The organism is Rhodococcus sp. AB351, from assembly GCF_049538275.1.
Taxonomy (GTDB): Bacteria; Actinomycetota; Actinomycetes; order Mycobacteriales; family Mycobacteriaceae; genus Rhodococcus.
Window position 1 is genome coordinate 714,373 of sequence record NZ_JBMVFW010000001.1, and the last position, 13,986, is coordinate 728,358.

Genomic DNA, 13,986 nt, shown 5'->3' on the forward strand with positions numbered 1-13,986 from the left:
TTGGAGTCTCGGAATGAGTCGTATTTCTGTGTTCGGCACCGGATACCTGGGTGCAACACATGCCGCGTGCATGGCGGAACTTGGACACGAAGTTGTCGGCGTGGACATCGATGAGAGCAAACTCGCGAAGCTGGAGGCCGGCGACGTACCTTTCTATGAACCCGGCCTCGACGAAGTGCTGAAGAGAAACGTCGAAATCGGTCGACTTCGATTCACCTCCTCGTATCAAGAGGCCGCAGAATTTGCTGACATTCATTTTATCGGAGTCGGAACACCACAGAAAAAGGGCGAGTTTGCCGCTGACTTAACCTATGTCAATGCAGTGGTTGAAACTCTTGCACCTCTTCTCAACCGTCCCGCTGTGATTTTCGGAAAGTCAACGGTCCCCGTCGGGACCGCGAAGCGCCTGGGGGATCTGGCACGCCGACTCGCTCCCGCCGGCAACGATGTAGAGGTCGCCTGGAACCCTGAGTTTTTGCGCGAAGGATTCGCGGTAGAAGATACGCTGCACCCTGACCGCATGGTGTTGGGTCTCGATCGGGACCGCCCCGGTAGGGCAGAGGAAGTAGCACGAGAGGTCTACGCGAATCTTCTAGATGAGGGAATTCCATTCCTCGTCACCGATCTTCCGACCGCTGAGCTCGTGAAGACGGCCGCGAACGCTTTCCTTGCGACAAAGATTTCGTTCATTAACGCAATGGCAGAGGTTTGCGAGGCCGCCGGCGCCGATGTGACTGTCCTCGCAGACGCTATTGGGCACGACGATCGAATCGGCCGAAAATTCCTCAATGCTGGTGTCGGCTTTGGCGGCGGGTGCTTGCCAAAGGACATCCGTGCGTTCATGGCTCGTGCTGGTGAAATTGGTGCGGATGAGGCCCTGACGTTCCTGCGTGAGGTCGACAACATCAACATGCGTCGTCGTACTCGCATGGTGGAAATTGCGCGTGAGGCTGTGGGCGGATCGTTCCTTGGTACGCGGGTCGCGGTGCTTGGTGCTGCCTTCAAGCCGAACTCTGACGATGTGCGGGATTCTCCCGCATTGAACATCGCAGGTCAGATGCAGTTGCAGGGTGCGTCCGTCAACGTCTATGACCCCAAGGCATCGGAAAATTCACGCGCACTCTTCCCGACTCTCAACTACATGACGAGTGTACGAGAGGCGTGCGCAGGGGTGGATGCGGTGCTGGTTCTCACCGAATGGGGTGAGTTCAAGAAGTTGGATCCACGGCAGCTAGGTGGCGTGGTTAGGAACAAGAGCATTATCGATGGCCGAAATTGCCTCGTGCCCAAGGATTGGCAAGCGGCAGGCTGGGAGTACCGCGGCGTGGGCCGGTAACAACAAACGATTCGGCTACAGCCGTGCGATCGGCGACTCCACGCACGTTTTTGGTTATCGAGGGTATTCGTAGGAGACGAGAAGTGAGACAAAGTCACCCGTTAGCAGATCTGGTGCCTAGAGGGGCCCGCGTGTTGTGGGTGGCATCGTCAGGTGGGCATTTCGCGCAACTGATGAGGATTGCCGCGGCGAGCCAGGCGTCACCGGACTCGGACTGGGTGACCTTCGATACCCCACAAACGCGCGGGGCACTGGAGGGAAGACGTGCGCACTTTGTCGACTACATTGCTCCGCGCGATTTCAAAAACGTCGCTAAGGCTGCTCAATGGGCGCGAACGCATCTGAAGCGGGAGCGGTACGACCTCTGCATCAGTACGGGCGCGGGCTTGGCTTTGGCGGTTCAGCCGGTCGCCGCGATGTCCGGTATCCCGACGGTCTATGTAGAGAGTATTTCCAGAGTGGAAGGGCCGTCTCTCACCGGACGCATCCTTCGTCATGTGCCACGAGTGAATACATATACACAACACCGTGACTGGGCGGACAAGGACTGGACCTGGAAAGGGTCGATCCTGGATAGTTGGCGTCCCGAGCGCAGGCTCGAGACCCGAGAACCGCGCAACGTGTTCGTCACTCTCGGTACGATCAAGCCTTATCGCTTCGACCGTGCTGTCGACGCAGTTCGTTCCGTGCTTCGGCCCGAGGACAATGTCGTGTGGCAGCTCGGATCAACTACTCGAGATGACCTACCGGGCGAGGTCTACAAGGAAACGTCGCCGGAGAAGTTCCGGGACCTCGCGTTGAACTCGGACGTTGTAGTCACACATGCAGGAGTGGGAAGCATCCTCGAACTGCTTGATGCGGGAATTACGCCCGTAATCCTGGTTAGGCGCAAGGAGCATGACGAGCACGTCGACAACCATCAGCAGCAGATAGCCGACGCAATGACATCTCGCGGTCTCGCGTTTGAATTAAATCTCGATGCGCCGTCGCGAGAAGCATTCGTGGCCTCGGCATCCGGACTTGCGGTCGGCAATGCAGGGTGACGCGGAAGTGTCGTCCCGGGCGGACTATGCCAGTAACAATTCACAGTTGTTCGGGGAACGAACCAACGGAGTACCAGTGAGTGCACCTCAATCCGAACCACACATCACGGTCCTTCATGTCTTGGCCGAACCGGAGGCCGGTACCACTAGATATGTAAATCACATGATCGAGTCTGCGCCGAATAACCTTACGGTTCAGACCTTTTCATGGAAACGAGCGTTGTTCGGGGCCTACGATGTGCTTCATGTGCACTGGCCGGAAAACCTGATCCGAGGCCGATCGCGTGCTTCGACGTATGCGAAACGCATCCTGTTCGTACTCCTGGTCGTGCGCCTTTGGTTGCTCCGACGCCCGGTCGTACGAACACTCCACAACATCGACCCGCATGAACAAGGGGGGATGGTGGAGCGGCAGCTTCTCAAACTTGCGGACGTGCGCACAGATTATTTTATTGCCCTGAACAGTGTTACGCCCATACCGGGAGATAAGCCCGCACGAACGATTCTGCACGGCCACTATCGAAACCGGCCGGAGTATCAAACAACCACCGAGCCAGACCTCAATCGGCTGTTGTATTTTGGTTTGATTCGTCCTTATAAAGGTGTTGAAGACCTTATCGCTGCGTTCTCTGAAATTCGGACGTCTAATCCAAGCATTAATCTCCGCATCGTTGGAAAGCCTCAGGATCAGGCTCTCAAAGAGCATATTCTGGACACCTGTCGACGGAGCAATTCGATCACTTCTCGTCTTGAGTTCGTACCAGATCGGGATCTTGGAGAAGAGATTGCTGGTGCGGGGCTCGTCGTGTTGCCGTACCGCGAGATGCACAACTCTGGGTCGGTGCTCTTGGCGCTCTCGATGAATCGACCGGTACTGGTTCCGGACACGGACGTCAATCGCGCACTCCAGCAGGAAGTCGGCCCTGGGTGGGTGTACCTCTTCAGCGGCGGCATGAGCGCGGCGACCCTCGGCGCGGTCCTCACCTCGGTCACTTCGGATGAACGCTCGGCGCAACCGCAGATGAGCGGGCGAGATTGGGATGTAGTAGGCGAGCAGCACTACCGCGTATATGTAGACGCCGTCAACAAGCCCGTTCGTCTGCATGAGTCCGACGCGCTGGCCAGGTGAGTACGGGCATGTCAGCGCCCGGGAACGGTCTCGCTTCCATCGCTGCGCGGGGCGCAGCAGTGACGGTCTTGGGTCAATTAGCAAAGTTTGCGATCCAATTCGGTGGGATCATACTCTTAGCGCGACTGCTGTTTCCCGAGGATTTCGGTTTGGTCGCAATGGTGGCCGCGATTCTCGGAATAGCTGAGGTTCTTCGAGATTTTGGACTCTCCGCCGCAGCGATCCAGGCAAAGAATTTGACCGACGGACAGCGAACCAACCTGTTCTGGATCAATACTTCCATCGGATTTGCGCTGTCGGTCCTGGCATACCTCTGTGCACCGTTGATCGCTTCCTTGTACGGCGATCCTCGATTGGTCTCAGTTGCCCAGGCCCTTTCTGTAACGTTCCTTGTTAATGGCGCGATCACGCAGTTCCGTGCGAACCTATCGCGCCAAATGAAATTTGGCCGCCTGGCGATTGTGGATATTGCTGCCCAAGGTATGGGATTGCTCAGCGCAATATTCTTTGCAATAGAAGGGGCAGGGTATTGGTCGTTGGTCGCGCAGCAAATCGTGCAGAGCGTAGTCACACTTGTCAGCGCTGCGGCATTAGGGCGATGGCTGCCGGCTCTGCCACGTCGCAATGAAGAGATGCGGGGCTTGTTGTCCTTCGGCTGGAATCTGATGGGCACGCAGTTACTGCAATATGCAAGCAAGAATATCGATTCAGTAATTGTAGGTCATCAGTTCGGCGCTACGTGGCTCGGCTTTTATAACCGCGCGGCGCAAGTGGTCAATGGGCCATTGAACCAGATCAACGTGCCGGCAACCACTGTGGCTCTGCCGATCCTGTCACGACTTCAAGATGACGCTGACAGATATGACCGGTTCATTGTCCGTGGACAGACAGCCTTGATGACCCTCGTAGTAGGTGGATTTCTTTTCGCTGCGGCCGAATCAAGTGCTGTAATTGAAGTTCTGCTGGGGCCTACCTGGACGGACGCGGCAGAAATCTTCATGTGGATCGCTATCGGCGCCGCATTCCAAGGCGCTGGTTATGCGACTTACTGGGTTTTTCTGTCAAAAGGTATAACCGGATCGATGTTGCGGTATTCGATCGTCGCTCGTACATTGTCGATCTCACTCCTCGTCGTGGGAGCTTTCTTCGGGGTAGAGGGCGTTGCTGTTGCATATGCAATGGGCATCGCTCTTTCCTGGCCGCTGGGCATGGTCTGGATCAAGAGGGCGTCCGACGCGCCCGTGGGAAAGTTATTCAGGAACGGTCTCCGAACACTGCTGGTTTACAGCTTCGCTGCGGCAACTGCTCGATTTACGGCACAGTGGATGGACATTGGATCGTTTGGTGAGCTGGCTGTCGGTGCTGCCGCAATGATCGCCGTATGCCTTCTCGTCGCAAGCGTGTATGCGCCATATAGACGCGACTTACTCGCGATTGGCGAGCTGGGTAAACTTCTCGCGAAACGGGGATCATCGAGTGCGAAATAGCCGCTGCCTCTTACAGGCGTATTGCCATCCAAGGAAGGGCGACACAAGATGATCTTCTATTGGTGCTCCGGGCAGGAAGACAACATAGGGGATGTGATCCTCCGGCGAAGGATGCTCCGTTCCCTCCAAAGCGCTGACGAGTGTCGTGTCTATGTAGGCAGGGCCAGCCCGAACTTCATTCGAGCCCTGGGATTGCAGGACAGAGATGTCGTGTATTCGAACTTTTTGGCGTTTGTTCTGATCGCGATGCTGAACTGCCTCCGTAAGGACTGGAAGTTCGCATTCAATCCTGGTGAGATCAAGTGCAATCGGCGGCAGAGCCTTATGCATGCCGCGCTCATACCTATGATGCTTATTTCCAATACGAGAGGCCGTCGCTGCATTCGGATCGGTGTTGGAATTCACGAGTACTCCAGCCGGTGGGAGGTCTTCGTCAAAGCGACTGTTCGTTTGGCTGGGGTAAATGTATGGCGGGACGCGGAATCTCGCGCTCGATTCGATAGTGGCACCGTCGCGCCTGACTGGGCGTTCGACGAGCATGGACTCAGTTCGCCGGATGCGACAGGCGAAGACCCAAGAGGCATGCTCGGAGTGTCGTTGAGATCTGACGGTAGCGCGGCAACGGAGACATGGCTGACTGCGGTGCGCACTCTGGCACAGATGTCCGGCTTGGAGCCGGTTGTCCTTGTGCAGGTGCAGCGGGATTCCGAGCGATCTCACGAAATGGCAGCACGCCTTGGGTGCGAAGTACTTGATTGGACCGACGCGAACCATAGCGAGCAGGAAGCGCGCTTGCGGGAGGCCTACCGGACGTGTGCCGGTGTGATCAGCGACCGCTTGCACGTACTTGTAATGGCAATGACCGAGGGTGCCGTTCCGCTAGGCCTGATGGAGCACGTAGACAACAAGGTGCACAAGCACTTCGATGCTGCCGGCATTGACCGCATCAGCTGGGATGTTCGTAGCTGGGCCTCAGAGCAGATCGCGGAGAGGGGCTCGAAAGTGTTGGGTCAGCGTGACGGTTTGTTCAAGCAATTAGTAGAGACGCAAGAGCGGATACGCCAGCTGGATGCGATGGTGAAAGGCCTATGAAAAACCAGAACTCCGCAGAATTTCCGGCGCGATCGGATCAAACCAATCTTGCTCGCTCGCAGAACTCACAGGTAGATTATCTGGTTGGCGGTTTTCGGATCGCATTGGGACCGGATTCGAACACTCCCGGGCCGCGAACTCATATTGTGAACTTTATAGAGGGTCTGCACCGGAACAAGCTCCAAACCCGCCTTTTTCTCGCATCCAGTTTCCCCTTTATGGGGCGATTTTCGAGAATCCGCCAATCCGACTATTCCAGTGCCGGTTCGAGTAAGGTAATAGTAGCGGATATCGTACGAATCCTGGCGGCGCTGTGGTGTGGCATGAATGTATTTGCCAAAACAGTTACTTCACCGGCACCGGTATTGATATACGAACGGGCCGCAGTCCTGCAGTCGCTGACGAGCTTCCATGCTAAGAAACACCGAGCTTTCCGTGTGGTCGAAGCTAACGGGATTCTATCTAGAGAGACTGCACAGGACCGAAAAGTGCTCCGGGCAGAGAAGCTTGCGGCGGCCGTCGAACGACATGTCCTACGAAAGGCTGATCTTGTCGTCGCGGTAAGCGAGCGCCTGAAAACCGAGATTGTCCGATTTGCAGGAGTAGACGCGGATCGGATTCTGGTAGTTCCGAACGGCGTTTCCGAGTCGCTTCTCACATACGAGCGCCAAGCTCACGAAGGTCGCGTAGTCGGATTTGTAGGATCGGTTGTCAAGTGGCAGAACCTTGAGAATATCATCGCTATGGTTGCCGACGTCGCGGAGAGTGCTCGCGAAAATGTCCGATTCGAACTTGTTGGTGACGGCGCTGAACTTAGTGCACTCCGCAGATTTGTTCAGCAGCGTGGACTGGAAGATTTGGTTACCTTCCATGGCAAGCTGCCGCAGACTGAAGCTTTCGAGCTGATGACGCGGTGGGATATCGGACTCGCAGGGCATCAAAAGTCCTCTAGCGAGACGATGTATCACAGTCCGCTGAAACTATATGAATATGCGGCTCTCGGTTTAAGTATTGTTTGTACAAAATCGTTGGACGCACGGATCCTCTCAGAATCCGGCGCCGATGTCCATCAGTTCGAGAACGATACCGAGTTTGTTGCGACATTATCTGATCTAATCAGTAAGCCTCTTCGCACGAGCTACGACATCCAGATGTCAAGAGAATCTGTGGTGTCCGACCATTCGTGGCGTGGTCGAGCGCGCCAGGTGCTCGAGGTAGCGGGCATAGATCAGGCGCTCGCGTGATGCTATGGGAACGGAGCTGAGTATGTCTCGAAACGGACCGATCCATCGTGGCAGCGTCGAGTCACGTGGTGGAGTTACCGCACCGCCTGTAGCGAGGTGGGTGGGTCTTCTTCTTGGCTTGGCGGCGGCTACTACCGGCGTCGTCTCGTTTCTGCCGATGTTCGGCGTTCGCCCATGGCATATTTTCGCAGGTCTGGCACTGGTAATCGCCATCCTGTCTACGCCAGCCGGAACGGTTCGGTCTCTTCGGCTCGGCCTACTCGATCTTGCGTTCGGTCTCTTTGCAGTCGGATCACTTCTCGCGGAGTTCATAAACTCCTCAGAGGTTGGATACTTCGATTTTATCGGCGCGATCAATCCTGCGTTTTTTCTTGTCGGATACTTTGCGGCTCGAATCGCGGTAACAGGTAGGAGTTCGGCGTATGAGGCTCTTCGTATGTATTGCATCCCGGCAATCCTCGCAGGTCTCGTATCAGTCGCTCAGTTAGGTTCAGTATCGTTCTCTCAACTTGTGTTGAGAATTGCCCCTGGGCCCGGACTTCAAAGCCGAATTATTGATGGACGACTGATCCGGGCGACCGGATTTGTCGGGCACTGGACAGGGTTGGGCTTCTACTTCTGCTCCGTGTTGGCTGCGGGTTGCGCTGCGTTGCTGCTGGCGCGAAACCTTGGCGGTCGCCCTCCCCGTTCTATTTATTGGTGCTTGGGCGCCGCTGTATTGGGAGCGGTCTCTTCGCTAACTCTGTCAGCGATCATGACCGCAGTGGCAATTGCGCTTGTGACGATGTTCGTCATTGGGTTGAAACCGAGCCGTCTTCTCATCCTGGCCGGCGTGGCATTGGTTGTTTACATGCAATTCGGATCTCTGCTGGGGGAGCGGGTAACGCAGCAGACTGCGTATCGAAAGGAATACGTTCCCGATTGGGTTCCAAATACAATCGCCTATCGCTGGAAAATATGGACGGAACAGACAGTCCCCGTTCTCCAAGAGCGCCTCTGGACAGGATGGGGTTCGAATATATATTCGACCGCCGATCGTCCGAGGAGGTTGGTCTGGGGTTCGCCTGAGTCACAATGGCTCGGAACTGCAATGACGTCAGGAATGCTTGTAGCCGGGATTCTTGGTGTGACTCTTATCGTCGCGTTACTGCTGATCGGGCGCTCGGCTTGGAGTTCGGTGCAGTCGCGTTGGCAGCTTCCCGTGGGCGTACTGTTGTCGTGTGCTCTTGTTTCTTCATTTACGGTTCCGGTATTTACAAATCGCGGTCTTCCGGTTGGCCTGTGGTTTATCATCGGCGTAGTAGTGGCGGCAGGAGCTACTTATAAGAATTACGTTGGAGACCCTGGAATTCGGGGCGAATTCGAGTCCGTCAAGGCGGCACAGTCGTGATAAATCCGATAACTTCTCCGACGTATTCCCGGAGCGCGCGTCAATCCGTACCGCAGACGCGTAGATTCCGTGCCGATATCCAAGGTTTGCGCGCTGTCGCGGTCCTGCTGGTCGTGCTGTATCACGCCGGTCTTCCCTGGTTGCATGGAGGGTACATAGGAGTTGATGTCTTCTTTGTAATCTCCGGTTTTTTGATCGGCGGTCATATACTCGACGAGCTCGATCGAACCGGTGGTATTCGCCTGGTCGAGTTCTACGGACGTCGGATGCGTCGGCTATTGCCCGCATCACTGCTGGTGATCTTGTCGACGCTGATGCTGGTACGGATCTTCATGCCCCCCCTTGGATGGGCCGACGTCTCCACTGACGGTTTATTCGCTGCGGTTGCCGGAGCGAATTTATGGTACGCGGCAACGGGCACGGACTATCTGGCAAATGATGCTCCTTCTGTTTTTCAACACTACTGGTCGCTAGGCGTGGAAGAACAGTTTTACCTGATTTTCCCTGTCGCCATTCTCGTTATATTCGCGGCTGTTAGGCGCAATCGCACTTGGCTGGTATGGGCTATCGGCTTGATCAGCGTGGTGTCCTTCGTTGCCTGCGTTGTCGTCACTGAACTCAATCAGCCGTATGCGTTCTTCTTGCTGCCTACGAGGGCTTGGGAACTCGGTGCGGGAGTACTGATTGCAGCTGCCTCTCCGTTGCTGGCGCGTTTGAATAGCCGTATGGGGGCGGTCTGTCAGTGGCTAGGGTTGGCGATCATCGCCGTTTCTGCGGTGCTTCTGGATCATGACACCGTATTCCCGGGGTATTGGGCTGTCCTTCCAGTTCTTGGTTCCGGATTGTTTATACTTGGTGGGATCCGCCCATCCCGCTATCTACCGGCGTTCCTTACTGAGAATAAAGTATCGCAGTTCTTTGGTAGAACGTCGTATTCGCTATATCTCTGGCACTGGCCGGTACTGGTGGTTCCGGTGCTTTATTCGAGTAGTGGGCTATCCGCTTTCCAAGCTATAGGACTCGTTGCCCTCGCGGTTGTCCTAGGAGAGGTCACTGAACGATTCGTTGAAACTCCGGCAAGAAACTTGAATTGGTTGAAGCGGTCGAACAAGCACACGTATGGAGCGGCCGCCGGCGCAGTGCTGATTACTTTGGTTGCATGCCTGAGCGTTTCTACGATGCCGACTCTGGCGACGCAATCCGTTGCACAACCCTGGAAGCCTGGAGAAGCACCGGTCTCAGTGGTTCCGGCGGCGAGTGTCCCAAGTAATTTGCTCCCGCCGCTCGAGGGTGCAGATGCAAGCGTTCCCGTGATCTACGAGGACGGATGTCATGGGAGCGTGGCGGCGAGATCCCCCCGAGTAGAGGAGTGTTTGTACGGTGTCCCGGAAGCGGGCAGAAGCATCGTCCTGCTTGGTGACTCTCATGCGGCTCAGTGGTTTCCAGCGCTCGAAAAGCTCTCCGTCGAGCGTGGCTACACATTGATTCCGATGACAAAATCATCCTGCCCCGCGTCCGAAGTGGCGGTGTGGAACGACGCGCTCAACCGGCGATATACGGAGTGTGAGGAATGGAGACGGCATGCTCTGGAAGAGATCGCTGAGCGCAAGCCCGAACTTGTAGTAATCGGAAATTTTCAAGGGCAGAAACCGATTAGTTCGGAGAATGGTCCGGACGCAGAATTTTCCCAGGGGGTGTCGAAGTTGCTGACCTCCCTGCCCGAGGGCGTCCGGGCGGTGGTGCTGGGTGATACGCCTATGCACGACGTATCACCGCCGATCTGTTTGTCGGGGGCGCTGTCTACGGCTGGTGAGTGCGCGCGCACGGTGGACGGTGCTGTTCGGTCTGAGTGGACAGCAGCGATCGAAGAGTCAGTACGGCATACCCCCGCTATATTCGTCGACCCGCTTCCCTGGCTGTGTCCTGGTGGTACCTGTCACGCGATACTTGGCAACGTATTGATGTACCGTGACCGACACCACATCACCGTTGAGGCATCGGAAGCGCTCTCAGGAGCTCTCGGAGCGAGTCTTGAAGAAAGTGGCGCGATAGTAGGTGTCACCCGATGAGTATCGGATCGTACTTTTCGGAAGAGAGCGCAAATAATGCCTGTTGAAATTGTTCATTGGAATCCGCGCAAGCGTCGGGTGAAGGGGCCGATCGGCCGCCTGCTGCCAAAGAAGCCTCCCACCAACAATTTCGGTGACCTGCTTGGGCCAATAATCGTTCGCGAGATACTTCGTCGAGCAGGTGTCTCGTCTAACGAAGCAGAAACGCCTTGGAACCGCCGTTTGCTCTCAGTGGGATCAATCATGCGGATGGCGCGTGAGGGCGACGTTGTTTGGGGAACGGGCGTGAACGGTAAGAGTCTGGACGCCCCGTACACCTTCGATCACCTGGATGTGCGAGCGGTACGTGGTCCCCTGACGCGTCGGTTCCTTCTCGATAGGGGAATCGACGTGCCTGAAGTCTTCGGTGACCCGGGCTTGCTGATTGGTCATTTATGGCCGAGAGCGACCTTCTCCGGTCGCATGCAGCCGCAAAGCGTCACGGTGATTCCCAACCTGCACGATGCGCCGCAATTCAGCCGGTATGAGGGATTCTGGCACCCTTGCAGTCCTGTCGACGACACCATTGCGCGGATCGCGACCAGCGAGTTCGTGATCGGCAGTTCACTGCACGCGATCGTCCTTGCTGAGTCGTTCGGTGTGCCTGCACGTCTGTTGGTATCGGAGCACGAGCCGGCCTTCAAGTACGAGGACTACTTCCTGGGGAGCGGTCGCGCCGGGTACGTTGCGGCTTCATCCGTCGAAGAGGCGCTAGACCTTGGTGGCGGCGATCCGCTCGACTGGTCGCCCGACCCGTTGCTCGACGCGTTTCCGATTGACCTTTGGTCCAGCTAGCGGCTTCGCTGACGCCATGTCTCTAACGGTGAACCCTTGTTTCGCTCGTTTCGCGGTGGCGGATTTCGCCGTTGTAGCTGAGTTCGAACATGCAACATGCGTCGTCGGGCATTCGAGCGGTGACATCCTTTGACAAAGGTTGAAGGCGACGTCGTCCGGACGTGAGCGATGTCAAGAGCGGACTATCCGCTGAACGAACAGCATTTGGTATCTGTATAGGCTTGCATGCAAGTGCGTTCAGGCAGCGCCCCCATATGGGCTTTGATTCATATCGGTTGATCGCTGCAGGAGCCGCTTCGTGGTGTCGACGTGAGTGTCCTGGTCGAGTGTCCCTCTTGAATCGCCTTTGGTGCGGGCGAGATTGAGTTGGATGCGGTCACGGTTCTGTGATGACGCGAGAGCACGATTAGCGTGCATTCGTTGTTCCTCGCGTTTGGCCGGGCACCGTGAGTGCCCGGCCGCACGCGAGGAAGTACTCGGTATCGATTGTGGGGGCTCGTGATTGAGCTATCCGCACACCGGCGCGCTATTAATCACAGTGGGGGTGTCGATAAGCGGCTGAACTGGGATGAGGGGGTTGCCAGCGGTGGATGGTTCCTCGAGTTCGAAGACGATCTCAATGGTTTCCCCTTGAGGAATCGGTGCCTGAACGTTGAACAAGGGGTGCCCCCGCTCCTCGTTCGTATATGCGAAGTTGGGTCTGCCGTCCACGGTGACTCTTTTCAAAGTGGAACCCTGTGTCGCGAGCAGTCCGACATCGGTGAGATTGGTTCCACGCGGTGCTCCAACAGGGTTGTCAACCATGCTGGCGACATAGTTGGTGTAGTCACCAGGTGGGAGCTCATTCGACAGACGGACAGTTACCTGCGATTCCCGGGTGTCTCCGTCACAGGACCCCGCCGAGTACTCGATCTCGCGTTCCAAGTAGTAGTCGAGCTTGTTCCCGCCGAGGTTGTTGATCACCACGTGCGCATACGGAGCGGGGTCATCGGGAACCACATGGCCCAGCGGTGTCGTGGCCAGAACGTCCTGCTCTTCAGGGACGGAGCTCCATACGGCAAGTCGGCCCTCACCCGCGGCGCGCCCCAACGCCTCGAGCAATGCCCGAGGCTTGGAAATGCTGCCGGTCAGCTTCTTCACCACGGTCTGCGCAACCGTTTCCAGATATGCCTTACGCGCCGCCTGGTCGTCGCCGAAACGCGAGTAAGCGGTGGACTCGGTCAACTCCACCACGTTCTCCGCGGTGATCTTCTCTCCATCCGGGAGCGTGACGTCACCGACCACGTCGAGGACATAGCTCAACGCCACCGGATCGGTCGCGATTGCACCGTCCACGCGCTGGCCCGTCTCCTGCTGCCACATCGACTGCCAGATCTGGCCCGCATACGGGAAGTGCGGACTCACATTGCTGTTGCGGAAGTCCTGTGTGGGCCGGCTGTGACCGTAGGAACGCTGAAAATCGGGGCCGAGGTCGATCGGGTCGTAGTCGAACCGGAATTCTCGATTGCTCGTGACGTCGTCGACGGAGACTGCCCCATCGTTTGCGCGGATGACAGCGAAACCGCCGAGCAGCCCACCAGTGCCGCGTGCCTCTGCGTTCGTCTGGAAACCTACGAAGTAACTGCGCGCACCGTCTGCGCCCAGCATGGCCGGCGCGATCTGTGCCGCGAGCGAGGTGTTGTTCAGCAGGCCGGACAACTCGGACACCTGGTCCTGCAGATCGACCCGAGCGTCGTCGATCAGCCCGAGCCACGTGCTGTCGACGTTCTGGGCCTGCTCGTCGAGATCGGTGATTGCGGCGGAGGTCGTCTCGAGGACTGGCGCGGCATCGCGGAGAGCGGCCAGATTGATTCGTGCGCCGTCCAAAATCAACTGATCGGGAGACACGGCACTACCTGCGTCGACGGCGGGGAGGAGAACCTGCTCTGTGAGACCACTCACAATGGTGGTCATCTGGCGGGTGGAATCGAACGGGCTCCCCAAGAATGGAACGGCGCCGGCAATACGCCACGGCACCGAGTCGACCGAACTCTGGGCGTCCTGGGCGTAACGATCGGCGTCGCCCGCGACGACGCGGGCCTTGTCGGTATCGCCTGCGAGCAGTGCGTCTTTCGCCTGCGTCGCGAAGTCCTGTGCCTTTTCCAGATTCGACTTCGCCTGCAGGCCTTCGTAACCCAGCCAGCCGATGAATCCGACGACAACGAGTGCGCCTACGCCGCAGCCGATCTGCACGCGCCGGCGCTTCCTGCGCTGAGCTGCGATCTCCTCGTCCGACAGGCGTCTGCGCACCTTGCGTCGACGCGGTTCGGGCGAAACTGACTCACCGGTAACATCGTTCACGCCGCTTGTGCCCCCTTCGTGG

Annotated in this window: 10 protein-coding genes; 9 read left to right on the forward strand and 1 reads right to left on the reverse strand. The window is 57.2% G+C overall.

All coding sequences use genetic code 11. The features are described 5' to 3' along the window. The first annotated feature begins 13 nt into the window (after positions 1-13). From ACPCXD_RS03480 to ACPCXD_RS03520, 9 genes are all read left to right on the forward strand, one after another. Complete coding sequence (locus ACPCXD_RS03480) at positions 14-1,336, forward strand: UDP-glucose dehydrogenase family protein (protein ID WP_423658407.1); 1,323 nt, start codon at positions 14-16, stop codon at positions 1,334-1,336. A 131-nt stretch (positions 1,337-1,467) separates the two neighbouring features. Continuing rightward, the gene (locus ACPCXD_RS03485) at positions 1,468-2,379 is read left to right on the forward strand and encodes a glycosyltransferase (protein ID WP_423658409.1); all 912 of its coding nucleotides are present in this window, start codon (positions 1,468-1,470) and stop codon (positions 2,377-2,379) included. A gap of 163 nt (positions 2,380-2,542) precedes the next feature. Then, a complete protein-coding gene (locus ACPCXD_RS03490) occupies positions 2,543-3,508 on the forward strand; it encodes a glycosyltransferase (RefSeq protein ID WP_423658411.1) in 966 nt (321 codons plus the stop codon). 8 nt (positions 3,509-3,516) lie between these two features. Next, complete coding sequence (locus ACPCXD_RS03495) at positions 3,517-4,995, forward strand: lipopolysaccharide biosynthesis protein (protein ID WP_423658413.1); 1,479 nt, start codon at positions 3,517-3,519, stop codon at positions 4,993-4,995. A gap of 48 nt (positions 4,996-5,043) precedes the next feature. Beyond that, on the forward strand, positions 5,044-6,087 hold the full coding sequence (locus ACPCXD_RS03500; RefSeq protein WP_423658415.1) for a hypothetical protein: 1,044 nt from the start codon (positions 5,044-5,046) through the stop codon (positions 6,085-6,087). Next, entirely contained in the window at positions 6,084-7,331 is a 1,248-nt protein-coding gene (locus ACPCXD_RS03505) for a glycosyltransferase (RefSeq protein ID WP_423658417.1), read from the forward strand. The genes ACPCXD_RS03500 and ACPCXD_RS03505 overlap by 4 nt, the downstream gene beginning before the upstream one ends. A gap of 100 nt (positions 7,332-7,431) precedes the next feature. Beyond that, positions 7,432-8,721 (forward strand): O-antigen ligase family protein, encoded by a 1,290-nt coding sequence (locus tag ACPCXD_RS03510; RefSeq protein WP_423658419.1) that lies wholly within the window; start codon positions 7,432-7,434, stop codon positions 8,719-8,721. Then, positions 8,718-10,790 carry an acyltransferase family protein gene (locus ACPCXD_RS03515; protein ID WP_423658421.1) on the forward strand — a complete coding sequence of 691 codons (2,073 nt, stop codon included), beginning with the start codon at positions 8,718-8,720 and terminating at the stop codon, positions 10,788-10,790. Before ACPCXD_RS03510 ends, ACPCXD_RS03515 begins: the two co-directional genes overlap by 4 nt. Positions 10,791-10,826: 36 nt before the next feature. Further along, positions 10,827-11,624: a polysaccharide pyruvyl transferase family protein gene (locus tag ACPCXD_RS03520; protein ID WP_423658423.1), complete on the forward strand. Its 798-nt coding sequence runs from the start codon at positions 10,827-10,829 to the stop codon at positions 11,622-11,624. Between the two features lie 507 nt (positions 11,625-12,131). On the opposite strand, the gene ACPCXD_RS03525 is transcribed toward ACPCXD_RS03520, so the two are convergent. After that, a complete protein-coding gene (locus ACPCXD_RS03525) occupies positions 12,132-13,964 on the reverse strand; it encodes a DUF4012 domain-containing protein (RefSeq protein WP_423658425.1) in 1,833 nt (610 codons plus the stop codon). Positions 13,965-13,986 lie beyond the last annotated feature (22 nt).